Raw genomic sequence first — 24,930 nt, 5'->3', positions numbered from 1 at the left:
GAATATAATTTCTCTTAATTAATATTTTTAATTAAATCAATTATATGGAAAAAATAAATTGTTTGATTATAAAAAGCTTGCAATGCCACACTTTATATTCAAAGTTTAAATACCTTTGCGTAGGCGATGCCTCACTTTTCAGAGATGAAAAGATGACAAAAATCTTTTGCTGGGCGAGGGGTACGTCCTGTATCCCCGCCCAACGGCGACATCCATGTCGCCCCACGGTAGGATCACCATCTAGGATTCAAAAGTACAAAAATGAATAACCAACAGTTTCAAAAGTTCATACATAACTATAAGCTTCATTTATGATCAATGACTTGATGCAAATCACTTGTATGAATAATTAGGCGGTTTAACTATATATAAATAATAAAAGCTGGTGATAAGTGAGAATTAAACACTCGGCACCAGCTTTTAGCTAACATTAATTAATAATTAAAAGTATAACTCAAACCAAAGGTACGCCCTTGTGCCCGCATACTAGACACAGGGGAAAAGGTAATTTCTGACTGCTGGCTATACACAGTGCGATAGTCTTTATTCCACACGTTATAAATTCCAAAATCCACCCGCCCCTTATACGCAGGAAAATTCACTAGGGTATCCATAATCGCATAACCCTTTATTTTTGCAGCACGGTTTGGAACCACCTTATCACTGTTCACCGCAACCTTATCATCTTCAAATGCTTTGTCAGTTCCTTTTACAGCAAGCATCTGTACACGGAATCCATAACCATCATCACTATTCCACTCACCAAAAATAGTTCCCTTAGTTGGAGATACCTGATAAGCATTTAACTCACGCCAATTACCAGCCGCATCCTTATATTGTCCACGGGTGTAAGCCAACGTACCACCAATTTTAAAATCATCCAGAATTGGATATGCCGCAGTCATTTCAGCACCATAAACACGCTGATCAGTATCAGCAATATTGACTGAACGGTCCGCATTGAACTGAATGACTTTATCAGATGTGTTATAAAAGCCAGTAATTCCTAAATCAAGTTTTTGATCATCTTGCAGACGCCAACCCAGTTCATAACTATTGACGGTTAGTGGTTCTATATTCGCAGTTGAAACGGTCAGAATTGAGACATCACGCAACATCCGTAATACATCTGGATAACTAAATCCTTGAGAGAAATTGGCAAATAATTGCTGATTATCAGTAAGTTTATAAACTGCGCCTAAATTAAACAAAAACTTGTCAGCATTTGTTGAATCACTCGCTACGCTTTGTGTTTGTCTAGAAGGTGTATAAGCGTCTGTATCTGCCTTAATATATTGATAGCGCGTTCCCGCTTGTAGATTAAAGCGATCCGTTAATTGATAATCTGCCTGTAAAAAAGCACCGATATTTTGAATGACAGTATCTGGACCTGCATCTAGCCTTCTACCAGTATCCTTGTAAACCATACCGTTATTGCTGACAGACAATACGTCATAATGCTGAGTATCTTTTTCCCGGTCATAATCCAGACCATAGGTCAGATTAAGATCACGCGCTGCAAGCTTAAAATCAGACTGAACTGTAGACCGCATTCCTGCCACATCAACCGTATATTGCGATTGATTTACCGTCGCGCCACCAGCATAAACTGGGAAAAAACGTCCTTTTTCATTTCTATAATAGGCTTCCAAATTTACCGTCTGCCCCCATACATCCTGATTTTGATATTGGGTATTAAAGGCATAACGATCCGTAAATGGCTGATTACTTAATTCCAGTCCCTTGATTGCTCGTTCAGACTGTGGCCCTTTAGCAATGGTATAGTTCGGTCCATAATCAGGTAGATAACGAGTATCCTGCTTATCCTTATAATACTGCGCACCAAAACTCAAGCTTTGTGTGTCAGTCAAATTAAAATTCAGGCGCCCATTTATATCTAGTGTATCTGTATCATTACGGCTGGTCTGATTGGGTTCAGTTGCGATTCGATCCCCATTCGCATCAAATAATGATCCTCGACTGGTATAGTTCGCACCAAGAAAACCATCCATTTTATCATTGCTGAAAGAAACACTCTGACCCGCTTCATAAGCCAGACCATCTCCTCGGAAATTATCAGCAGAGGTTATCCCTAATTTCGTCTCAAAACTCAGTGGTTTCGATTTATCAGCACGTTTGGTAATGATATTAATAATCCCACCCGTTGCGCCAGAACCATAAATACTGGTTGCCCCAGAAATAACCTCAATCCTTTCAATCATCCCCGGACTAATACTGTTCAATTGGCGCGCAGGATCACGCGATCCCGTCTGAGATACACCATCAATCATCACCAGTACCGTTCTGCCTCGCATGGTCTGGCCATAATTACTTCCAGTACCACTAGACGGCGCCAGTGAAGGAACCAGTTGAGCAAGAACATCTGCTACTTTTCGCCCTGCCCCAGCCTGTTTTTGTACCTCTGCTCCGCTAATGTTCTGTACAGTCCCTGCAATATCTGCAATGCTTTTTTCTGATCGTGTTGCTGTAATAACAATCTGTGGCAATTTCTGGACAGATTCCTGTTGTTGAGCATTGCTAACTGGTGTCTGATTATTCGAGGTTTCATCCTGTGCATATAACTGACTACTGATTGCAATAGATAAAACACATAAGCTGAATTGGGAAAGGCGCATCCTGTTTCCTCAGTTGTAGGCCTGAATTTTAGCGCTAATAATAATCATTATTATTACCGATGTAAAACATAATATTCCGATGGTGTATATCAAACCGGTTCTGGCATATTCGAGATAAAAAACAATTAAGTTGTTGATTTATTATATTTTACTGTACTCTTATTTCTGTTTCATTTAGTCCATCACCTTGCCGATAACGTCCACAGCGTGAGTAAAATTCATTTCGATAACAATGATATAGAACTGCTGTTTTTTCCAACATCTTTATTTTTTTCTGCGCTTGGTAAGCAATATCTTCTGCAATATAGGCATAAGATTTTACATTTTCATCCGGCTCACCCACAATTTTACTGGCAGCTGAATTTTCAAAAATAAAATAACTCATCATGCGCATGACAGCTCTGAAATGTCCTTGCCCAAGCACATGTTTTTCACCGAGTAAAATATGCCAGCCCAGATCAGAGTCATCAGCATCATAATAAAGTGCCAGTCGATCGCGCTTGGCTTCATATATCTCAAGATAACCGACATCTGTATGTTCAATCGTAATAATAAATAAACGCTGATGATCATCACAAATCATCTTTTCAAAATAAACGGCCAGTTCAAGCTCTGGTTTATTCAGTTGCCACTGGGGAATCACATGAGGTTCATGCATCCATTTATACAATAATGGAAAATCTTGCGGAAGTTGCACAGCCCTTAATCCATAAGCTATTCCTCTTTCCTCGTAATGGAACTCATCCAACAGCTGTGAAGATAATGTCATCATAAATATTTACTCAATTCAATTTCATGCAGATGCAGTAAAGTGATAATAATCCTGTGCTGAATGTTCGCTGAAAAACTGGTCCCGTTTCTGCCGTTCTTGGATTTCCATTTGCTGAAACTGCTCGAGATGATGACGGGCAATATCTGGACTCAAAATAAACACACCATCGGCATCTCCCACCATTAAGTCGCCAGAGGAAATACAGGTATCTCCCATCTGTATTTGCTGGTCAAACTCCACCACACTCTCTCCCTGCTGACGTGTAGTCAGACAACTGACCGATGAAGCAAAAACGGGGACCTTCATGTTTCTTAAAGCAGTTACATCCGTTACTGCACCCAATATGATTACAGCGGCAAGCTGATGATATATGGCAGCGCGATGTCGCTGTTCTCCCCAGCAGGCACGATGTTCCAGCTGACGTGCATCAATGACCAGTACATCACCCGGCTGACTGTTCAGCAAAGCCTGACGCAGTGCCATACCATTGACTGAATGCACTGTAGCCGTACGCACCCGACCCACAGCATGCCCAATCTGGTTAATCGCATGAATCTGTGGTAAATGCCCTTGGTCCAGTACATGACCAATGGTTGAGCTGGCAATATCTGCATAACTCTGGATTAAATTATTTAACTGCTCTTGCATGAGTATTGACCTCTGTGTTCATCCTGTCTTAGTAATGGACAGCTTGCACAATATTCTTTCTGTGCTTCAGGTAACTGAAAATAAAAGCAGCATTTTTTACGTTGATAGGTCGTGGACGATTGCTGCCGACTCTGATCCAGTAAATAAAATGGGTTTTGTTTTAGGCCCAGATCAGCTGCAGGCAAATCTATCAAAAACTGCCGTTGATACTGGATACGGCTGAGTAAAGCTTGGTTACCCGCTTTTCTGTTCATCATGTCGTAAAATTGCAGAATTCGTAATGCAGTATTTTCCCACAACAAAAATTTCTGTACTTTCCCTGTACGGGCAAGGGCATCAAATAACTTTTTCAGGTCATCCAGTATGAATCGCACATATCCTTCAAAAGATTGCTGTTTTCTACTAACGCCATGCTGTAATTGGGGCAGATTAATCAGATGCAGTGTTCTGTCCCAATACCAGTCAGGAGGCAATCCTGTGGAAATACAGGATAAGTCCCATGGCAAATCAATATCCTCAGAAGTCAGTGCGTAAAAATATGGGAATAACAGAGGGACAGCCCAGTATTTAATGAACATGGATGTAGCGCAGGTTAAATTCACTGCATCCACGCGAGAACTAAAATCATTTAATGCTATCAAACATGCAGAGGGATTTAGCAGATCAGTAAAACTCAGTATCTGCTGCCCCTCTACAGGCAGTACATCAAATTGAATATTCAGGCGTTCAGCCAGCAACTGCCTAAGTACTGATATATCAGATTTTGTCATTTTAAAATCAGACCCAATATTCAATACTGCAATCTTTGACTGCACACCTGAGTTTTCTCTATTCATGAAATTAAACAACACTCCTGAATACATTCGGCACAGTTCCCATACTGCTTGGCATACTTCCCACCCTATTATCTTGTTCAAGTAGTGGGCGGATCAGTTGCTTATATGGCCACAACTCACTATCAAATAGGATATGCTTTAATTCAGCTCGGGCCGTATCCGTAAATGGCACATCATCCAGTGCTTGCTGTAACTGCTGAGCCAATACACGCCATAAATCCGCCGAGTCAATCTGATAGAACTCTGCAACAGTTTCCAAGATACTGGCCAGATTGACCTGTATACCGAGTGTCTGTAGATAGAGAATCAAACTTTCCACGCTGTCGTGGTACAACGTAATACGAAAATCATGTGGACTCAGGTACTCAGGATCAGGCAAGCCCTGCTGCTGCATCCATGGCTGATAAATACGGACAGAATCATGGTCGCGGAGCATGAAACCAGCGAACTGCCCATGTTCCAGTACAATACAGATATTCTGACCATGAATTTCGCCCATCAGACCAAGACGGAACAGGCGCAAATTTACCTCAAAGAAATCACGGCATAATGCAACAAAAATATTGCAGATATGCTGTGGTGTAACAGTTAAATTCTGCCATTTTAGAAGCAGATCAAATACACATCCCTGCCCATCCATCAGTTGCCCTAAGCTAGCCATAGGAATAATCTGATAAGGTGCTTGTAACAACTCAGCAGGAATCCTTCGGCGCTGTGCTGCGAGATGCATCGGACGTTCATTGAACAGCATTAAATTATCTGGCGTTAAATTATCCTGCTGCTCCGGAAGATAAGCCCACCATTGATTTTCATCGCATAACCACAGACGTCTTTTCAATACCTCATCTTTTTGCTTAGCGAGCTGTAACAGTTGCTGATTTTTTTGCCCATTGATCATTTTGACAATCGGTAAAAAACGCAATGAACCCAAAGACTTAACTGCAAGTGGTAATTTTAGACTATCCTGTGGCTGTGACGCTGAAAGAAGGCTTCTTAGTGATGAACTGGCGTACCAGCCGCTGGACTGAAACGCTAAGGGGATAATGTCCTTATGTTGCAACTCTTCAGAAAATTTGTCAGACAGCACATGCTTGAACTGCCACGCATGTAAGGGAATCGCCAAATAACCATCCCCCAGCGCTTTTTCATCACACTCCTGTTTCAACATCAGGAACTGTTCCGCGTTCAGAAAAATACGAGCAGGTTGCTGCCTGCTGATCTCAGTAACATCCTTCCCATAGACCAACTTTTCTCTATTTACTGCAACCCAGTGAACATTCATATCCTGAGCAAATTCAGGACTGAAATACTGATATTCATCGGAACTAAAACCGTCCTTTAACTTGGCCAACGGATGATAAGGGCGATCTCGCAAAGCGGCATACTGCTCCAGCTGTATAAATAAGTCTGCGGGATGCTGCGTTAACCACTCTGAGGAGGACAACTGATGTTGCTGAGACAATTCTGCATGCAACATTGCCTGTTTTAAATCTGCACGAAAATCTGCCAGTTTTGATGCATCAGCAGAGTTGAAGCAGTGTAATTGCTGCATGAAGTCAAATAACTGCAATGCACTTAATTTCTGAACATGATAACCCTGTGCTTCGTCCATGCTAAGCTTATAGATCGATGCTCCAACATGCATCTGCCAACGCTGTTTCAAACCCTGTTTCAGCGGTAGAATCAAACACTCAGTCTGTGCAGAATTAAATAAAACTGCAAAACACTCCCCAACTGTATAACTGTCGAAAAGTGATTCAAAGCCATGCTGAAATCTTTGTCTGCATAGTCGTTGAGCCTGATCCTTTGTCAGGATCTCCGATTCTGAAATATATTGCTCAGCAAGTAGGCTATTGACCAAATCCATCAATATCTCCTGCCCTGAAACGGCAGGTGAAAATACCATGGTATTCATTCGTTTATCCCCCCTAAACAGGCTGACGGAAATGGAACAGAGGGTTATTGACATAACGCATCTGTACATCACCATCACCGAATAAGCGGCGGCGGGTCAGCGATTCAATACAATATTGCTCTGCAAAGACATCAAACACCGCATAGCGTGACTGATGTTCAGGATATTGCTGCTGAAAATCATGAATAATATCTGCTGCTTTTTGCCAGAAGACCTGTTCACTAAAGTCAAGCTGCTGTTGTAGTGTCATGGCGATATCACTCAATGCAACAAAGAATAGACAAGCGCAACTAAAATCCCGTACTGCATTTAGATCATCTGTGAGGATAAATGACATGCGATTGGCTTTCGCATGTTCCGCAGGTAATGCATGCAAGGTCGGAAAAGCTTCTGGATGGGTCAGATGATCAGGACTAAAGCGTACCCCATCATGAAAATCCTTTAAAATGATCCGTACTGGCCAGCCATTACGATGAACCAAAATGATATTCTGCCCATGCGATTCAGTTCCAATTCCTTCAGCAAAGAGTAAATATAGAATTGGCTGAATGACCACAGACAGCAATTGCCCAACCCATGCATCCACACCATACTGATCCAGCCAAGGTGCGATCAGTAACTTCCCATCCTGTTGGACATGACCAATTCCATTCAAAGGAATAGCGTCTTCACCAGATTTTAGATACTGCTGCACACTTTCACGCCACAGACTGGCAATAGTTCCATATGCCTGTTTGGCATGTGATGCAGGCAGACGCATGAAATCCACTGCTGAGGCATGTACTTCACCAAGAATATCAAAATCCAATTTTTGGGCAATTTCACTGTTCTTTTTTAAACCCTGTAGCCAATCTGTAATTAGCGGCCCATTCATTGCGGTATGCGTTGCCAATATCCGTGAACTTGAGGTATTTGTCAGACTCATGGACATTTTGATATAAGGCTTTTCAGGATGTTGTAAATTGGTCAGTGTTCTCAGTGACTGCTGAGCAATATAGGCATATTCTCCTCGTCCCAGATAAACAATCTTATGCTCAGCAATTTCCTTAAAGAACACATGCACAATAGTATTTTCCCATTGCCATGGATGAACGGGTAACCAAATATACTCATCTGCATTTTTTTGCTGATCCAAAACCTTTGCAAACTCTTGCTGATCCTGTTCAGTCAACTGCTGCTGCAGGAAATCATCCGCATTTAAATGACTGGATGCGTTATGGGAAAATATGGACTGATGTACTGCAATCCACACCAGATGAATAGGTTGTGCATATTCAACCCCATATTTCAGATTATCCTGCAGATTAAAACCAACTCGAGATTTATAACAAGGATGATAGGGGTGGCCATCCATCAGATAGGTTTCCAGCACATCATAACTATATTGTGCTGCTGGTAATGCATACTCATTCTGGCAATGTTGAGACTGCACATCATGAATAAAAGTTCGCTTCAATTCACTGATAAAACCATCAATCTGGGCTGCCTGTGGAATACTTCTGACGATCTCATCAATCACTAAATTCAACTGTGCAACCGTTTTCTGTCCCTGATGATCTTCACGGATAACATCTGAAGCAGTCATGCGTACCAGTCCAAAACTGAGATGTCGCTGTCCTGCAGCCACGTAACGAACCGACTGCCCTTGTGAATTGATCACATCTATATAAAAAACACCATCCTCAAATTGGGCTGGAATCACCTCTTCATAAATCAGTGCCTGTAGCAATTGTTTGATCACACGCTGTTCAACTTTCTGAATTGTGACTTGATCAGGCTGTTGCCAAGCCAAAGTGCTTGTATTCACAGAATGTGTGGTCGTGGAAAGTGCTGGATGTAAATTGCCCATTATTTTTACCTTTATTGATTTTGAACCAAAACGTCCGCTTGCTTCTGACTCGGAAACTTCCATGCAGCGGGTAATGCCAACAGCATCACTCCTGCACAGATCAAAAACAGTTCCCGTATTGCATGAATTTGAGCAATTGCGAGTTCAGGTGAATATGAAATATTGTGTGTACGAATTTGCAGATAGAGTGCTGCAATCACAACAGCAATTGCAGCGCAGATCCGGCGCAGTAAGTTATTAACAGCTGCTCCCTGAGTCACCAGTTCCTGATCTTCCAGACTATTTAACCCAGCTGTTGTCGCTGGCATATAGGACAAACCAAATCCCAACCCATGCAAGATCATACAAAACATCAGGGATATAACATGTGTACCAGGAATCAATGCCAGACCAGCAAATGCAGCAACAGTCAACAAAAGACCAAAACAGATTAATTGTCGGGCACCATGTTGATCGAGATATTTACCCGCCCATTGACTACATAGACTGGTGGTCAATGCACTGCTCATCAGGATCAGCCCTGTCCACACTGGACTGAGTTTTAAAGTATTCTGTAACAGTAGTGGGATCAGGAGTAAGGTAATGAACAGTCCGATGGTATGCACAACTGAAATAATGACACTGTAGTTAAAACCACTACTGGTAAACAGTTGCCAGTCAATTAAGGCATTGGGCTTATTACGACTAAACCAAACAAAGCCACAACATGCCGCAATGCCTGTACTGAACAACAGCAGAAACTCAGGTCTTTGGATGTCACTCAACTGCTGGATACCACTCAAACTGAGCAGTAACGCCACAATACCCACAGCAAGCAGTACAAAACCCCTCCAGTCAAAACCTAACAATCTCATATTCGTCTGCTGTGACGGCAACCAACGCAATCCCATCACCAATGCACAGATGGTTAGCGGAACATTCAATAAAAACAACACCTGCCAGTTCCACCATACCAAAACCAGTGCACCCAGCATGGGTCCACATGCCAAAGTCAGCATAATCATGGCACCCCATAGCCCTGTAGCAGTACCCCGCTGCGCACGCGGAGTTACCATAAATATAATTCCCAGAGACAATGGGATCATCAATCCACTTGAAAAGCCTTGTAAGGCACGAACCAGCAGTACAGTTTCAAAATGCCCTGCAAAAGCACCATACAGCGAGCTCAAACCAAAGACTGTCAACGCAGTCAGATATACCTGACGTTTACCAAATCGCTGACTCAAATAACCTGTGAGCAATAGACTCAGGCTCATACTCAGCAGAAAAATAACCATCACCCAACTGACGGCTGTTTCATTGATCTGAAAATCATGCATCAACTGAGGAATAGCGGGGTTAAAACTACTGTTATTTATACTGACGGTGCCAGTCCCCAGCATCACACAGATCATCACCCAACGTTGTAACCCTGAAGATGCAGGATTTTCTGTCTGCAACAGTGGTTGTGGCTGTTCAGCCATCTCCTGTCCCCTGTGTTATTTGCTCATGACTTTTAAATACTGATCATCGGTTTTCCCAGAGGGACGCGGCATGACTGTATTTGTTCGGGAATTATTTATTTGGAATTCAGTCGTCAAGGCCTGACTACCTAGCTGAAAATCCTGAAAGCCTTGTTTTCCGTCTACATCAAAATAGTTTTCTTTCAGAATCTGATTGGCGATCCGTGCGGAACGAAATGCGCCCAATCCCAGATCAGGGGTACCTACGCCATGGTGTTGTAGACTGGTATTTTGAATATAGATCTCACCATCCCCTTGATATTGCAGTTGATGATGCTCACTAATTTTCCAGCGTTGCTGGGTATCTAATACAATCCCGTCATTTAGCTTATTCAGGAACGTCTGTGCAGGATATTGATAACCCGTTGCTGCAATCACGGTACTCGCCCGGAGTTTCAACATCTGCTGCTGCTGAGTCTGTAAAAATTCAAGTTGGATATTATTCGGACCATGTAACTGTGCATTCTCCAACTGATAGTTGCCAGCAATAGTCACACAGGTATCCGCTTGTCCAATACTACGGTGATAAAGGCGCTCATAGATTTCCTGAATGGTTCTGCTACTGATACCCTTATACAAATGGGCTTGTGCAGTTGGCAGAGTATCCTTGAGAGCTTCTGGTAAATGGTAGAAATAACGCATGTAATCTGGACTAAAGCTTTCCAGACCCAATGGTGTATTTTCCATGGGTGAAAAACCTGCGGAGCGGGTCAACCAATACAAATGGAATCGGGGCTTGCCTGTTTCTGATGAAATCTGCTGATCAAATAAATCAATAAAAATTTCCGCCGCAGACTGACCAGACCCAATCAGTACCACATTGCCAGACAGATTATCGGTACACTGCTGTAGATAGCTGGAAGAGTGCAGACAAGAGGCTGTCTGTTCTGAAATGGTTTGTAATGGTTTGGGTAATCGCGGCACCGTTCCTACCCCCAATACCAGTTTACGGGTCTGATGAATGGACAATCGTCCACGCTGTTCAGCAATCACCTGAAAACCTCCAGAGATTGGAGCAACGTCCACCACCCGCTGACCAAAGTTTAGATCATGCAGCTGCTTTACGACCCACTGGCAATAATGGTTATATTCTTTGCGCGGAATATACAGATTCTCACGGAAGTAAAACTTATAGAGACGTTGCTGTGCCTTTAAATAGTTCAGAAAACTATAAGGGCTTGTTGGCTCAACCAGACTGACCAAATCGGCCATAAAAGGGACCTGCAACATCGCACCTGGCAGCTGTAATCCTGCATGCCAGTCAAAATTTTCGCGTTTTTCAAAGAAACAATACTTCAATGAAGCATGCTGATTCAGCAACGCAGCAAGACTTAAATTAAAGGGCCCCAGACCAACACCGATGAAATCAAGCATAGTCGGCCTCCTCAATAACTTGTCTAACATAGAGTGGATTTTTTAAATCGACATAGATTGATTGCTGAGAAATATCAGCTTGCAACTCATCCAGTTCATACAGACGTGTCATCATATTGCCCTTATAGGGGAAAGTTTCATGATGCAAAACAGTCTTTAATAAATTGCTTTCAGGATATTTCTGATAGGCCTGCAACAAGTAGGATTGCAGCATTTCAATTAATTGTTGCTCCTGAACGGCGCCAGTCATACCTATGGCATTAATCAGACCAAATAAGGTATTACCAATAAAGTAATATCGGAAACGTTCATCCACCAATGACAATGAGCATACTGCCTGACCATCTGTTGCCAGTGTCGGATAATGTTTCAAAATTTCTGTGGCAAGCTCACGGATATAGTAAAACCCTTGATTATCCCTAAACCATACTGTTTTAGGCATACCCTGTTCCAGTTCAATCAAGGTATTCTGTTGGTGTGCTTCAAAAGCCATTCCATATTCATGATACAACTCCATCAATGGCAGAATGGTCATTTCCAGGAAACGATCAAACCATAGCAAGGCAACTTGTGACTGAGACTGACCTGTTTGTTTTGAAATATCTGCAAAAATTTCACTGAAACGATTTTTTGCCAATACAGGATGATCCTGACACAATGAAGCAATACAAGTCACATCATCACTGACCTTAAATGGATTTTCACGCAGAATACAGATGGTTTCATCCAGTACCTGACCATCAAATTTCAATGCAATCCAAGCAGGATCACTCAAAGCCTGAAGGTTCGGATTTCTCTGCCTGAATTCACTTAGACAATCATCATGCCACAGCTGATAACTCAACAAACCACGGTGGCATTCCTTATACAGATTGACCCGAACTGAATTAGTAACAGCCACAGTCATGGATGCCTTGAACATCCAAGGTGATTGCTCACTGTACAGCGTACGTACTGAAGTTGTTGCTTTGACATCCCAGCCTAGCGCGCCAAAATCAATCAATTTTTCTTCATGTAAAAGCTGTTGATACCAGTCCTTGTCCTTTAAATAACGTGCCTGCCATGGATGTAAAGGTAACAAGGCATAGTCAGGAAACTGGGCTATTTTTGCTCGGTGATACGCATTGAAATATGGCTCTAAATCATGTTTAAACTGTGTGGGAATATCAATTTTATGCGCATTGTCCGAAGCAATATGTTCGGGGTGCACATATAAAAATTGCATTTTGAAGGTATTCTGTGTTTCAGGTGAAAAAATCTTCCAGTCATCCTGTACAAAACCCTGACGGCTTTTTGGTGAAGGATGCATGCTATGACCAAGTACCAATGCCTGTTCACTCTGAATAAAATTTTGTTGTTTTGCTATAATCTGATCAAAATCTGGTTCACGATGACTGAGAAATTGCTGTAGTGCCCTGTGACTCTGAATCCAACATTCCAGCAATGAAGATGCATCAAGTTGCTGAGCTTTGGATTGTTCAATTAAATTTTCCAGTAGATTTGCCGCAATATTTACAGGGCTGAGTGCCAGATACTGACCTTCTCGCTCGACCCACGGCAAGTCAGCAAAACGGTGTCGCCCCACCTGACTGAAATATTCAATCGGTGCATAAAGAAACCCATTGATTGCGTGCAAAGGGATACTCAGTAAAACTTTGCCCTTGCCTCTGTCTGTTAAATGAGGAGATTGTTCTGTTAAAGAGAGAAAACGACCATGACCTGTTTCTTGTAAATATGAGTTCACTAAATGCTGCAAGGCAATTTTATTTGTGATTGATCTCATCAGGATTACTCTGTGGGGGGATAAGTACCTACGGAGAATATCCATGCTTAATTACAAATACAAATGATAACTATTATTATTTACATTCAATAATAAAAAATTACTCCCACTTAACAACTCTTCATTTTTCTCACACAGTAAAGTCTAATCAAATCACTCAGACTATAAAATTCAACCTTAAATTTCCTAAAATGCTGATCAATGAAAGACAGGATCAGATAAATTTATCTTGATTAAGCGTGATATAAATCACGATTATTTTATAATTTTTAACAAATAGAAAGTTTGCCCTCTTAATACTTTCTTCTCGTTCTTGAATAGAGCGAGAAACAAATTACTAAAAACAAAAAAGCAATTCGCTAGGATCAATTGAAAGAAATGATACAAGCCGAGTAAAAAAAGATTTATGAAAGCAAATCATTATAAATTTAAACTAAATATAAGTGCTTTATTCTGTATTCAGTAGTTTCTGTGAATTACAATCATTCTCAATTATACTTTCGTCAATTTAAAGCAATCTCAGGGTGAGATAAAAGGAAGCAAGATGAAAAGCAACAAAATTTTTAATAAGAAGTCTGATGTAAAAAAAATCATTCCACTTATATCAATTGGTGGGTTCATCTTTTTATCACAATCCTCTTTTGCTATTTCACCCACAGAGGCTACAGATACAGAAAACAAAGCTGCGGTGCTTCCAACCATTACTGTCAGCGCATCACGTTCAGATGAATTCTCCTCTTCTGCAAAACAAGTGACCAAATTAGATGAAAAACAAATTGAATTTCTAAAAAATGCGTCTTCTGGAAATATTGCCACTGTTTTAGCCAAAGTTGTGCCTGGCTTATCTGATTCAAGTCGTACAATTACCGATTATGGGCAAACTTTACGCGGACGTAATGCCTTGATCTTGGTTGATGGTGTACCCATGAATTTGACACGTGATACATCAAGAGGTCTTTCATCAATCGACCCGCAAAGTATTACAGGTATAGAAGTCATTCGTGGCAGTAATGCGATTTATGGAAGTGGTGCTGCTGGCGGAACGATTTCAATCACCACCAAAGCGGCCGGCGGTGAACCGACTGCAAAAACTGTGATTGGGCTACAAAGCGCTTTGACCAACTTTCGTACAGATGCTTTAAGTGGAGATATTCATCAATATTTTTCTGGAAGCTTAAATAACTTTGACTATGCATTTGATTTTGGCTATCAACGTATTGGTAGTCCATACGATGCCCGAGGCGATCGTGTTGCACCAGAACCAAGTCAAGGTGATTTATTTGATGCGGATGCATATAGCGTAGGCGGTAAACTTGGCTATCACATTGATGATAACCAATATCTACAATTTGCAGCAAATTACTATAACGCTGAACAAGATTCTGACTATGCCTCTGACCCAAGTGTAGCAAAACTTCCTGCAGGTAGCGTACCTGCGAAAGCAATCAAAGGGCTTAAATTAAAAGACCAGAATAAAAATGAAAATCAAATCTACAATTTGACCTATAACAATAAAGATTTATTTGGCAGTAAAGTTGACGCGCAAATCTATTACCGAGACTTTTTTACTCGCTTCTCGCCATTCGATGCCCGTAAAGTCAGTACACGTGGTGGAAAAGTCGATCAGGTTTATCAAAACAATAATGTTCTCGGCAGTCGCCTAACCGTAAATACCCCATTAGAATTTTTAGGAGATACGTCAATTGTTTGGGGTGGCGATTTTAGTCGTGAAAAAAGCGAAATGCCTCTAGACACGTTTGATCCTACAATTTATGACCAATCTGGTGGTTTAGAATTTGTTAAAAATGGAAAACTGATCTATTTACCTGAATTAACCACACAAAGTATCGGCGGTTTTGCGCAATTAAAACATAATTTTAATGAACAATGGTCTGCTGAAGTTGGTACGCGTTATGAAGACAGTTATGCAAAAATTGATAGCTTTGTTCCACTATCACAATTAGGTAAACCAAATCCCTATACTGTTAAGGGTGGTAAAGTGACGGCGGATGCATGGTTATATAATGCCAATATCACCTTTAAGCCAACAGATCAGCACTCGATTTACGCATCTTTTAATCAAGGTTTTCAATTGCCCGATGTAGGGGTGGTGATCCGTAATGCAACAGCAGGATTTAACTTAGCATCATCATTCCTTGAACCGGTTAAGGTGGATAATTACGAGCTCGGTTGGAATGGTCATTTTAATAATTTTAGTTCAAGCTTAGCAGTGTTCCAGTCAACTTCAGATCTGGGTGGTGTTCAATCCTTTAACAATGGCTTGATACTGACGCGTACCAAAGAAAAAGTGACTGGTGTAGAAGCGACTCTTGATTATCTTGATGATGCAAAAGTATGGGGAACTGGAGGAAGTGTTACATGGATGAAAGGCCGTGAAACCCCACAGAACACCAATACAGAACAAGACATGACGGGTTACCGTATTCCACCTTTAAAAGTAACAGGATACATTTCTTATAGCCCAACAGACACATGGACAAATCGTTTACAAGCAACATATTTTGCTTCAGAAGATTATCGCTTAAACGGTGTCAACAGTTTTGGTCGTTATGATGTGAAGTCATATACCACTGCAGATTTAATCAGTAGTTTTGCCCTAAACAAAAAAGATACCGTTACGATTGGCTTAGAAAATATGTTTAACCGTAAATATTATCCATTATATAGCCAACTTCTACGTACCAGTAATAACACCAGCCATCTGCTGGCGTCAGGTGCAACATTGAAAGTGACTTATAGTCATAAATGGTAAGATTTGATAATAAAGCCTTATAGAGATCTATAAGGCTTTATCGTTTTTTTATTTCTGGTCAAGAAATTAGCTGAATTTTGCATTTTTTACATTTTTGTATTAACATTTTTATACTAACAAAAAGCGATGCAGTGATGGAAATTGAATTTTCATGGGATGAGCATAAAGCAGAAATAAACTTAAAAAAGCATGGTGTAGCTTTTGAAGACGCAGTACTGGTTTTCTATGATGCTTATGCCTTATACCATCAAGATCGCTTTGAAAATGGTGAATATCGCTGGCAAGCGATAGGTTTGGTATATGGGCAGGCTGTTTTACTGGTTGCCCATACTGTACAGGATCATGATGGGATTGATCATATCCGTATCATTTCGGCACGTCAGGCAGAGAAAAAAGAGAGGAAACAGTATGAGCAAAACCGTTACTTACAAACTGGATTTGAATAATCCACCTACCTTGTCAGATGAACAAAAAGCAAGGCTTGAAACTTTGGCTGAACGTCCAGACAGCAAGATAGATTTTTCAGATATTCCTCAACTTGATGAAAAATTTTGGAAAAATGCTGTGCAAAATCCCTTTTACAAGCCCACCAAGCAAGTGACTACTGTCCGTATTGATTCAGATGTTATGCAATGGCTAAAATCTCAAGGCAAGGGCTATCAGACCCGTATGAACAAAATTCTTCGAGACGCTATGCTTCAAGAATTAAAGAACAATCCTTGAAAATGCAAGCGAGATTTTATTTTTAAACGATTCCAATAAAATCAAAATACGACCTAAACTCATATGACAAAGAACAGCAAAAAGCCGGCAGTATTGAAACGACCGGCTTTTTTAAGTTTGGATCACAAACTATTTAGCTATTTATTACGATAAACAATAAATTATGCGCTTAATTCAACTGCAAGTGCTGTAGCTTCACCACCACCAATACAAAGTGTTGCGATCCCTTTGGTTTTACCTAAGCGTTTTAAAGCATGGATCAAGGTCACAATGATTCGTGAACCTGATGAACCCAGTGGATGCCCGAGTGCGCAAGCACCGCCATTAATATTGACTTTTTCAGGATCAAGTTTAAATGCATCAATTGCAGCCATAGTGACCATGGCAAAAGCTTCGTTAATTTCCCAAAGATCAACATCGTCTACGGACCAACCAACATTTTTCAGTAGTTTTTCAATTGCTCCCACAGGTGCAATGGTAAACTCTTCAGGATGCTGGGAATTGGTTGTATAGCCTTTGATTTCAGCCAACACAGTCAAACCACGCTTTTGCGCTTCTGACGCCGACGTGATCAGTAGTGCAGATGCACCATCACTGATTGAACTAGAGTTTGCAGCAGTGATCGTACCGTCTTTAGCAAATGCAGGTTTTAAGCTTGGGATTTTATCAATCTTGGCATTTTCAGGATTTTCGTCCACATCTACCGTGATCTCCCCCTGACGTAACGCCACTTTAACAGGTGTGATTTCGTCTTTAAAATAACCTTCTGCAATCGCTTTTTTTGCACGTGTCAGTGAGCGAATTGCAAACTCATCCATTTGCTCACGGCTATAGCCCCTTTTATCCGCCATTTCCTGTGCAAAACTTCCCATTGCACGCCCTGTACCCGCGTCTTCCAAACCATCAAGGAACATATGATCAATCACTTGACCATGCCCCATCCGATAACCTGAACGTGCTTTAGGTAATAAATACGGTGCATTGGTCATAGACTCCATCCCACCGACGACAATAATTTTGGCACTTCCTGCTTTAATGGCATCGCTGGCTTGCATTGCAGCTTTCATACCAGAACCACAGACTTTATTGATTGTGGTTGCGCCAACATGATCTGGTAAACCCGCTTTTCGCATCGCTTGACGCGCTGGACCTTGTTTTAAACCCGCAGGTAATACACAACCCATGATCACTTCATCAATATCAGCAACAGGTACATTGGCTTGTTCAACAACTTTTTCAATGACGACTGCACCCAAATCCGGTGCAGATAAACTTGCAAAACTGCCTTGAAAACTTCCCATTGCAGTACGACGAGCAGCGACGATGACAATCTTTTCCATTCGAGTTCACCTTGTATTTTAAATGCGTATACTTTTGAAGCGGGTATTTTTGAAAATAGCATATCCATTGATAACATGTCTAAGCCGCCAAAGCGACTTAGCATTTAAACTTGGCTGGTTAAATTATAATTTTAAGCTTGCTTTGTCACAATCAGGCCACAGCGAGATTTGAGGTGATCAGTTCTACCCCTGTTGCCGCCTGAATTTGTTCTAGGCTTACATCTTTGGCCAATTCAATCAACTCAACACCTTGGGGAGTGATATCCATCACCCCTAGATCCGTAATTATACGGTTTACGACCAGTCTTCCAGTAAGCGGTAATGAACATTCAGCGACAATTTTAGGACTACCATCTTTAGCACAGTGTTCCATCAACACCACGACTTTTTGAACACCTGCAACCAAATCCATTGCACCGCCCATGCCTTTTACTTTTTTCCCAGGGATCATCCAGTTGGCTAAATCTCCCTTTTCGGAAACCTCCATTGATCCTAAAATGGCAATATTGACCTTACCACCACGAATCATGGCAAAAGATTCAGCACTAGAGAAAAACGCAGCACCCTTACGTGCAGTTACGGTTTGTTTACCCGCATTAATTAAATCTGCATCGACAGTAGCTTGTGTTGGAAATTCATCAATTCCCAATAAGCCATTTTCAGATTGAAGCCAGACATTGATATTGTCAGGAATATAGTTTGCAACCAAAGTAGGTAAGCCAATGCCTAGATTGACATAAAAGCCATCTTCAAGCTCTTGCGCTGCACGTTCAGCCATTTCATTACGCGTCCAAGCCATGATTAAATCTCCGTCTTCAATGTCAATTGTTCAATTCGTTTTTCAGGCTGCGCATTTAAAACAATACGACTTACATAAATTCCCGGTAAATGAATTGAATCTGGATCTAACTCACCAATTTCAACAATTTCTTCAACTTCGACAATGGTCAATTTGCCAGCCATTGCACACTCAGGGTTAAAGTTTCGTGCAGTCTTACGAAAAATTAAGTTGCCTGCTTTATCTGCCTTATAGGCTTTTACCAAAGCAATATCTGCAACCAATGCTTGTTCGAGTATGTAATCTTTACCATCAAATTCGCGAACTTCTTTGCCTTCAGCAATCAATGTCCCAACACCTGTTTGGGTAAAGAACGCTGGAATGCCTGCACCACCTGCACGTAACTTTTCAGCCAAGGTGCCTTGAGGTGTCAACTCAACTTCAAGTTCACCATTTAAATATTGACGTTCAAATTCTTTGTTTTCACCGACATAGGATGAAATCATTTTTTTAATTTGTTTGGTTTGTAAAAGCTTGCCTAGACCAAAATCATCCACACCTGCATTGTTAGAAATACAAGTTAGACCCGTTACACCAATTTCTTTTAAGGCATCAATCAATGCTTCTGGAATACCACATAATCCAAAACCACCCACTGCAAAAGTCTGGTTGTTTGCAACCACATCAGCCAAAGCTTCATGTGCATTCGCGACAACTTTGTTCATCGTTTTAACTCTATGTCCTTTAGAATTATTATTATTAACATCGAGCAAATTATTTTAGAAATTGATTCTTTCAAATGTCTAATGAGTAAAACTCATTAATCTGATTTTATCCTGAAATAGTGGACTTTATGATGGGCTAACATTCTTTTTAAAACTGATGTGCCAATATCGTTTCAATAAATTGCGAAGAAATATTAGAAAGTTCAAAATCTTTTTTATAAATGATCCCAACCGAAAGATTGACATTGCCCTCTTCAATTTCAACCAAGACATTATTTTCTTTATCGATATAATTTTGAAAATGACGTGGAATCGCACTGACCCCCATACCAAAAGCCACAAAATGCGACAATGAACTAATCTGATGACACTCAAGTTTTAAATCTAAGATCATATTATTTTGTGAACATTTCTCTTCCACCACGTGTCGAATGATCGAAGGTTTCTGTAAAGTGATAAAAGGATAAGCATACAGCTCACGCCATGTCACACTTTTACGCTGCGCCAACTCATGATCCTTGGGAAGTAGTGCTAAAAAATCTTCATTGAAAAATGGCTTAAATATTAATTGATCATTGTGTTGCGGTTCAAAGCAAATCCCAATTTCAAAAATGCCCTCTTGGACTTTTTCAATAATTTTTTCATTGGGAATATCATGGATTGAAAAATTGATATTGGGGTGATTCTTATTAAATTCATGCAGTACAGCAGGTAAAATGGCATGTGTCGCGAAAGGCATCGAGGCAATATTCAATGTGCCACGATGTAATTTAAAACGCTGTTTAACATCTCTTTCCATGTCTTCCCAATTTGCCAAAAGTTTTTTAGCAAATGGAATCAACGAATTTCCCTCAGCGGTAAGATCCACACGGCGGGTATTGCGCTTAAACAGCTTGCCACCCAACTCATCCTCTAAACTTTTGATACTTAAGCTTAAAGCAGATTGACTTAGGCAAAGTTCATTGGCAGCATTGGCATAATTCAATGTCCGAGCAAGAACTAGAAAAGCTTTTAACTGTTTGAGTGTCATACGGCAACCTAACTGATTTATAGCTCTATAATACGCTAAACCAAGCGAGTTTTGATCCTAAAATGAGTCATTTGAGCTATCGTTTTGCTTATAGAATAAGATATCAATCCATGCTAGCTGATCTCGTTTTTGCTCAGATTGATGTCTTAATGAAAGTTTTTAATTTGTATGATCTGTAAAAAATATGTCTATGCATTTAAATCAAGGCAAAATCGATATACGACGTATTTGAATCAGCCTACTTGTCAATAAAATCACTGCTATAAATAAAAATTAAAATGCTCAACATATACTCATTCATCTGCACTTCCAATTTGGCTTTTTTCTTTTGCTTATCTATGACCTATTGCGCAAAAACCTCATGAAACTTGTTTCTATTCATTAGTTTTCCATATTGACTCATAAATATTTTCAAACAATGCCTCGAATAATTTGGATTATAGTTTTATCCATCATTTGGAAATGGATATTCCAATTTATAAGTCTGGACGATTTATAAAAGCTAAATTTATTGATCAATATTAATTTCTCTAGATATCCATTTTTATTGGTTTCACTCACTAATGCATTTTTATGATTGAGATAGCCTTGTCGTGATTTGAAATAAAAAACAAGGTGGGTTTTGACATATATTCTTTAAGGACGGAGTAAAAATATGTGGGAACTGGGTATAATTTTACTTTCTCTTGGCTTGTTGATGTACACAGCCTACAGAGGATTTTCTGTAATTCTCATGGCACCGATTTGTGCTTTATTGGCCGTCTTGCTGATTAACCCAGCCAACGTTTTACCATTTTATTCTGGTGTGTTTATGCCAAAAATGGTGGGCTTTATTAAAGATTATTTCTTGGTGTTTTTGCTGGGTGCGATTTTTGGTAAAGTTGTTGAAATGTCTGGTATTGCTGAATCCATTGCCAAAACGATTGTTAAATTAATTGGCTCTAAAAATGCAATGCTTACCGTTGTTCTGCTAGGGGCAATTTTAACCTATAGCGGCGTCAGTTTATTTGTCGTGGTTTTTGCAGTCTATCCCTTTGCAAACCAATTATTTAGACAAGCAAATATCCCTAAACGTTTGATTCCTGGCACGATTGCACTGGGTGCTTTCTCCTTTACCATGGATGCCTTACCGGGTACGCCTCAGATTCAAAATGTTATTCCAACTACATTTTTTGGAACCAATATTTATGCAGCGCCATTTTTAGGGATTATCGGTGCAATCTTTGTTTTAGGTGTTGGTTTAACTTATCTGGAATGGCGTCGTCGTGTTGCTGCTCGCAATGGAGATGGCTTTGCATCTGGTATTACTTTAACAGAAGCCGAACTTCAACAATTCGAAAATCAATCTCAGCAACAAGATAATGGTTCTGGTCTACGTCAATTCATGGCATTTGTTCCCTTAATTTTAGTTGCAGTGATGAATAAATATTTATCTACAGCAATTAAAACATGGTATCCAAATGGCTTTGATTTTAATGCGCTTGGACTAGCAAATTACACTGTCGATGTCGCAAAAACGTCAGCGATTTGGGCAGTTGGTTTGGCCTTAATTGTTGGGATTATCACTGCGATTATGTTCGATTATCGTCGTGTTTCAACCAGCTTTAAAGAAGGTGTAAACGCAAGTATAGGTGGTTCTTTACTCGCTGTGATGAACACTGCATCTGAGTATGGTTTTGGTGCAATCATTGCCGCTTTACCGGGTTTTGCTGTAATCAGTCATGCTTTGGGGCATACATTTACCAATCCATTGGTCAATGGTGCAGTCACCACAACCGTTTTGGCAGGGATTACAGGTTCAGCATCTGGCGGTATGAGTATTGCCCTCAGTGCCATGGCTGACCAATACAATACAGCTATTGCTGCAATGGGCATTCCTGCTGAAGTCATGCATCGTATTGTTGCAATGGCATCTGGCGGTATGGATACCTTACCGCATAACGGTGCCGTAATTACCCTACTTGCTGTCACTGGACTTACACATAAACAATCTTATAAAGACATTTTTGCCATTACCATCATTAAAACAGTTGCAGTATTTGTCGCAATTGCAGCATTTACATGGTTTGGTATCGTCTAAGTTTATCTTCAAAATGAACACAGGGAGTCAATAATGAGTCAACTTCTCAAAGATAAAGTTGCATTTATCACAGGTTCAGCAAGTGGTATTGGTCTTGAAATTGCCAAAAAATTTGCCCTTGAAGGTGCAAAAGTAGTGATTTCGGATATGAATGCGGACAAATGTAATGAAGCAGTTTTAGCCTTAAAAACTGATGGATTTGAAGCCTTATCTGCACCTTGTGATGTTTCAGATGAAGATGCTTATGCTGCTGCTATTGGTCTAGCACATAGCACCTTTGGTCGTTTGGATATTTTGATCAATAATGCTGGTTTTCAACATGTTGCTGCCATCGAAGAGTTTCCAACTGCCATTTATCAAAAACTACTAAATGTCATGTTGGTGGGTTCTTTTATTGGAATCAAACATGCATTTCCAATCATGAAGGCACAAAACTATGGTCGTATTATCAATATGGCTTCGATCAATGGTTTAATCGGCTTTGCTGGAAAAGCGGGTTATAACAGTGCCAAACATGGGGTGATTGGTTTAACTAAAGTTGCAGCGTTAGAATCTGCTCGTGATGGAATCACGGTCAATGCATTATGCCCAGGTTATGTCGACACACCTTTGGTACGTGGTCAAATTAAAGATTTAGCCAAAACCCGTAATGTCAGCGAAACAAGTGCACTTGAAGATGTCATTTTAGCCATGGTGCCACAAAAGCGCTTACTCAATGTTGAAGAAATTGCAGATTATGCCGTTTTCTTGGCGAGTGAAAAAGCAGCGGGCGTGACGGGTCAGGCAGTGGTTATGGATGGTGGTTATACCGCTCAATAATACAGTTGATGATTGCAATGATCATGAATTTATCTCTATGTAAATCATCTAACCAGATGTAATACATATTCATTTGTAGGGGAAATTCTCCCCTACTGTTTTTTAGTTTTTCTATCTTTAGTTTTTATCAAAGTGAAAGGCTCACTTTGTCATGTGTCATAACGAGACAATCCAACGTTCTCAGGTTATTCAAGGAAAATGAATATATGAAACCCATAAATAAAGTTGCCATTATCGGTACTGGTGTTATTGGTGCAAGTTGGGCAGCATTCTATTTAAGTAAAGGATTTCAGGTGAGTGCTTTTGATCCTGCTGTTGATGCAGAATTAAATTTAAAAAATAGAGTTCAGACCTATTTACTTGATTTGTTTGAATTGGCTGAAGAGCAAACCACTTCTTCTGATCATTATGTTTCAGACAGTTTAAAAAATCTCACTTTTTATCAAAATCTAGCAGATGCGGTAAAAGATGCCGATTTTATTCAAGAAAATGGTCCTGAGCGGATTGATCTAAAAAAAGACTTATATGCACAGCTTACTCAAAATTGCCCCAAAGATAGCATTATCGCCTCAAGTTCATCTGGCTTAAAAATCTCAGATATTCAACATGATTGCCTTTATCCTGAAAGAATTGTACTGGGCCATCCTTTTAATCCACCACATTTATTACCTTTGGTTGAAATTATTGGTGGAGAAAAAACCCAAGCCAACTATATCCATGATGCTTTTGAATTTTATAGATTATTGGGGAAAAAACCGATTTTAATTCAAAAAGAAGTCAAAGGCCATGTCGCCAATCGTTTACAGTCTGCAATTTGGAGAGAAGCGTTTTATCTGGTTTCTGAAGGTGTATGTAGCGCAGAAGATATTGATATTGCGATCACCAATGGACCTGGATTACGTTGGGCAATATTTGGTCCTTATTTAAATATGCAGTTGGCCAATCAACATGGATTTAAAGCCGCTATGCATCATTTAGGTGAACCAATGTCTGAATGGTGGGCTGATATGCACCCTTATACTTTATCTGAAGAAAAAATTGAGATGCTGAATGAAGAAACTCAGCAGTTTGTTAAAAAGCTAGGCGATAAGAATCTTCAATTACTTCGTGATCAGGCATTACTGCGATCTTTAAAGATGCGTAAAGAATTAGATTTGCCTTAATGGGATTTTACAAAAGTGAGCTTCATTGATTCTCCAGAATTCTCATCTGGAGAATTTAGTCTTCAAAAACTTAGCCAAGGGAATCAGGATCATTGACCTTCCCGCTCCTAAATTGAATCAACAGATCAAAGCACCCCAAGCAACAATTTTAGACTGGACGTTGTTGCTCATTTTTGAACTATAT

General features: G+C 40.2%; 19 protein-coding genes. 6 read left to right on the top strand and 13 right to left on the bottom strand.

What is annotated here, in order from left to right:
* Window positions 1–434: 434 nt before the first annotated feature.
* From FY049_RS08985 to FY049_RS08945, 9 genes are all read right to left on the bottom strand, one after another.
* Complete coding sequence (locus FY049_RS08985; protein ID WP_105712978.1) at window positions 435–2,636, bottom strand: TonB-dependent receptor; 2,202 nt, start codon at window positions 2,634–2,636, stop codon at window positions 435–437.
* A gap of 148 nt (window positions 2,637–2,784) precedes the next feature.
* Window positions 2,785–3,408, bottom strand: coding sequence for a GNAT family N-acetyltransferase (locus FY049_RS08980; RefSeq protein WP_105712979.1), 624 nt, complete (start codon window positions 3,406–3,408; stop codon window positions 2,785–2,787).
* Between the two features lie 21 nt (window positions 3,409–3,429).
* Window positions 3,430–4,056, bottom strand: coding sequence for an RraA family protein (locus FY049_RS08975; RefSeq protein WP_004721412.1), 627 nt, complete (start codon window positions 4,054–4,056; stop codon window positions 3,430–3,432).
* Window positions 4,041–4,919: a (2Fe-2S)-binding protein gene (locus tag FY049_RS08970; RefSeq protein ID WP_446083563.1), complete on the bottom strand. Its 879-nt coding sequence runs from the start codon at window positions 4,917–4,919 to the stop codon at window positions 4,041–4,043. Before FY049_RS08970 ends, FY049_RS08975 begins: the two co-directional genes overlap by 16 nt.
* Entirely contained in the window at window positions 4,897–6,807 is a 1,911-nt protein-coding gene (locus tag FY049_RS08965) for an IucA/IucC family protein (RefSeq protein ID WP_446083562.1), read from the bottom strand. Before FY049_RS08965 ends, FY049_RS08970 begins: the two co-directional genes overlap by 23 nt.
* Window positions 6,808–6,820: 13 nt before the next feature.
* Window positions 6,821–8,656 carry an IucA/IucC family protein gene (locus FY049_RS08960; protein ID WP_262781813.1) on the bottom strand — a complete coding sequence of 612 codons (1,836 nt, stop codon included), beginning with the start codon at window positions 8,654–8,656 and terminating at the stop codon, window positions 6,821–6,823.
* An 11-nt stretch (window positions 8,657–8,667) separates the two neighbouring features.
* Window positions 8,668–10,119 (bottom strand): DHA2 family efflux MFS transporter permease subunit, encoded by a 1,452-nt coding sequence (locus FY049_RS08955; protein ID WP_262781814.1) that lies wholly within the window; start codon window positions 10,117–10,119, stop codon window positions 8,668–8,670.
* A 15-nt stretch (window positions 10,120–10,134) separates the two neighbouring features.
* Window positions 10,135–11,532 carry a lysine N(6)-hydroxylase/L-ornithine N(5)-oxygenase family protein gene (locus tag FY049_RS08950; RefSeq protein ID WP_446083561.1) on the bottom strand — a complete coding sequence of 466 codons (1,398 nt, stop codon included), beginning with the start codon at window positions 11,530–11,532 and terminating at the stop codon, window positions 10,135–10,137.
* Entirely contained in the window at window positions 11,525–13,315 is a 1,791-nt protein-coding gene (locus tag FY049_RS08945; protein WP_446083560.1) for an IucA/IucC family protein, read from the bottom strand. Before FY049_RS08945 ends, FY049_RS08950 begins: the two co-directional genes overlap by 8 nt.
* A 544-nt stretch (window positions 13,316–13,859) precedes the next feature.
* Here FY049_RS08945 and FY049_RS08940 point away from each other — a divergent pair.
* The 3 genes from FY049_RS08940 (at window position 13,860) to FY049_RS08930 (ending at window position 16,811) form a co-directional block, all read left to right on the top strand.
* Window positions 13,860–16,088, top strand: a complete 2,229-nt coding sequence (locus FY049_RS08940; RefSeq protein WP_446083559.1) for a TonB-dependent receptor — start codon at window positions 13,860–13,862, stop codon at window positions 16,086–16,088.
* 134 nt (window positions 16,089–16,222) lie between these two features.
* Entirely contained in the window at window positions 16,223–16,534 is a 312-nt protein-coding gene (locus tag FY049_RS08935) for a BrnT family toxin (protein WP_224965260.1), read from the top strand.
* Window positions 16,497–16,811 (top strand): BrnA antitoxin family protein, encoded by a 315-nt coding sequence (locus FY049_RS08930; protein WP_224965259.1) that lies wholly within the window; start codon window positions 16,497–16,499, stop codon window positions 16,809–16,811. The genes FY049_RS08935 and FY049_RS08930 overlap by 38 nt, the downstream gene beginning before the upstream one ends.
* Before the next feature lie 161 nt (window positions 16,812–16,972).
* Here the strand turns inward: FY049_RS08930 and FY049_RS08925 are convergent, their stop codons facing one another.
* From FY049_RS08925 to FY049_RS08910, 4 genes are all read right to left on the bottom strand, one after another.
* Entirely contained in the window at window positions 16,973–18,151 is a 1,179-nt protein-coding gene (locus FY049_RS08925) for a thiolase family protein (RefSeq protein ID WP_446083558.1), read from the bottom strand.
* Window positions 18,152–18,302: 151 nt separating this feature from the next.
* The gene (locus FY049_RS08920; protein WP_004721431.1) at window positions 18,303–18,950 is read right to left on the bottom strand and encodes a 3-oxoacid CoA-transferase subunit B; all 648 of its coding nucleotides are present in this window, start codon (window positions 18,948–18,950) and stop codon (window positions 18,303–18,305) included.
* A gap of 2 nt (window positions 18,951–18,952) precedes the next feature.
* A complete protein-coding gene (locus FY049_RS08915; protein WP_004721433.1) occupies window positions 18,953–19,654 on the bottom strand; it encodes a CoA transferase subunit A in 702 nt (233 codons plus the stop codon).
* A gap of 148 nt (window positions 19,655–19,802) precedes the next feature.
* Window positions 19,803–20,684 carry a LysR family transcriptional regulator gene (locus tag FY049_RS08910; protein ID WP_446083557.1) on the bottom strand — a complete coding sequence of 294 codons (882 nt, stop codon included), beginning with the start codon at window positions 20,682–20,684 and terminating at the stop codon, window positions 19,803–19,805.
* 655 nt (window positions 20,685–21,339) lie between these two features.
* Here FY049_RS08910 and FY049_RS08905 point away from each other — a divergent pair.
* From FY049_RS08905 to FY049_RS08895, 3 genes are all read left to right on the top strand, one after another.
* Window positions 21,340–22,764, top strand: a complete 1,425-nt coding sequence (locus FY049_RS08905; RefSeq protein ID WP_004721436.1) for a GntP family permease — start codon at window positions 21,340–21,342, stop codon at window positions 22,762–22,764.
* Between the two features lie 33 nt (window positions 22,765–22,797).
* Window positions 22,798–23,583: a 3-hydroxybutyrate dehydrogenase gene (locus FY049_RS08900; RefSeq protein ID WP_096733811.1), complete on the top strand. Its 786-nt coding sequence runs from the start codon at window positions 22,798–22,800 to the stop codon at window positions 23,581–23,583.
* A gap of 206 nt (window positions 23,584–23,789) precedes the next feature.
* Window positions 23,790–24,746 (top strand): 3-hydroxyacyl-CoA dehydrogenase NAD-binding domain-containing protein, encoded by a 957-nt coding sequence (locus FY049_RS08895; RefSeq protein ID WP_446083556.1) that lies wholly within the window; start codon window positions 23,790–23,792, stop codon window positions 24,744–24,746.
* The last annotated feature ends 184 nt before the right edge of the window (window positions 24,747–24,930 follow it).

It is taken from the genome of Acinetobacter sp. 1125_18A (assembly GCF_052824985.1).
Note: the sequence above shows the minus strand (reverse complement) of the source record. Positions and strands in the feature narration are given on the sequence as shown.

Bases quoted from the DNA above. Each gene is read 5' to 3' on its own strand.
- FY049_RS08985 (WP_105712978.1), bottom strand. From the start codon at position 2,636: ATGCGCCTTTCCCAATTCAGCTTATGTGTTTTATCTATTGCAATCAGT.
- FY049_RS08980 (WP_105712979.1), bottom strand. From the start codon at position 3,408: ATGATGACATTATCTTCACAGCTGTTGGATGAGTTCCATTACGAGGAA.
- FY049_RS08975 (WP_004721412.1), bottom strand. From the start codon at position 4,056: ATGCAAGAGCAGTTAAATAATTTAATCCAGAGTTATGCAGATATTGCC.
- FY049_RS08970 (WP_446083563.1), bottom strand. From the start codon at position 4,919: ATGTATTCAGGAGTGTTGTTTAATTTCATGAATAGAGAAAACTCAGGT.
- FY049_RS08965 (WP_446083562.1), bottom strand. From the start codon at position 6,807: ATGAATACCATGGTATTTTCACCTGCCGTTTCAGGGCAGGAGATATTG.
- FY049_RS08960 (WP_262781813.1), bottom strand. From the start codon at position 8,656: ATGGGCAATTTACATCCAGCACTTTCCACGACCACACATTCTGTGAAT.
- FY049_RS08955 (WP_262781814.1), bottom strand. From the start codon at position 10,119: ATGGCTGAACAGCCACAACCACTGTTGCAGACAGAAAATCCTGCATCT.
- FY049_RS08950 (WP_446083561.1), bottom strand. From the start codon at position 11,532: ATGCTTGATTTCATCGGTGTTGGTCTGGGGCCCTTTAATTTAAGTCTT.
- FY049_RS08945 (WP_446083560.1), bottom strand. From the start codon at position 13,315: ATGAGATCAATCACAAATAAAATTGCCTTGCAGCATTTAGTGAACTCA.
- FY049_RS08940 (WP_446083559.1), top strand. From the start codon at position 13,860: ATGAAAAGCAACAAAATTTTTAATAAGAAGTCTGATGTAAAAAAAATC.
- FY049_RS08935 (WP_224965260.1), top strand. From the start codon at position 16,223: ATGGAAATTGAATTTTCATGGGATGAGCATAAAGCAGAAATAAACTTA.
- FY049_RS08930 (WP_224965259.1), top strand. From the start codon at position 16,497: ATGAGCAAAACCGTTACTTACAAACTGGATTTGAATAATCCACCTACC.
- FY049_RS08925 (WP_446083558.1), bottom strand. From the start codon at position 18,151: ATGGAAAAGATTGTCATCGTCGCTGCTCGTCGTACTGCAATGGGAAGT.
- FY049_RS08920 (WP_004721431.1), bottom strand. From the start codon at position 18,950: ATGGCTTGGACGCGTAATGAAATGGCTGAACGTGCAGCGCAAGAGCTT.
- FY049_RS08915 (WP_004721433.1), bottom strand. From the start codon at position 19,654: ATGAACAAAGTTGTCGCGAATGCACATGAAGCTTTGGCTGATGTGGTT.
- FY049_RS08910 (WP_446083557.1), bottom strand. From the start codon at position 20,684: ATGACACTCAAACAGTTAAAAGCTTTTCTAGTTCTTGCTCGGACATTG.
- FY049_RS08905 (WP_004721436.1), top strand. From the start codon at position 21,340: ATGTGGGAACTGGGTATAATTTTACTTTCTCTTGGCTTGTTGATGTAC.
- FY049_RS08900 (WP_096733811.1), top strand. From the start codon at position 22,798: ATGAGTCAACTTCTCAAAGATAAAGTTGCATTTATCACAGGTTCAGCA.
- FY049_RS08895 (WP_446083556.1), top strand. From the start codon at position 23,790: ATGAAACCCATAAATAAAGTTGCCATTATCGGTACTGGTGTTATTGGT.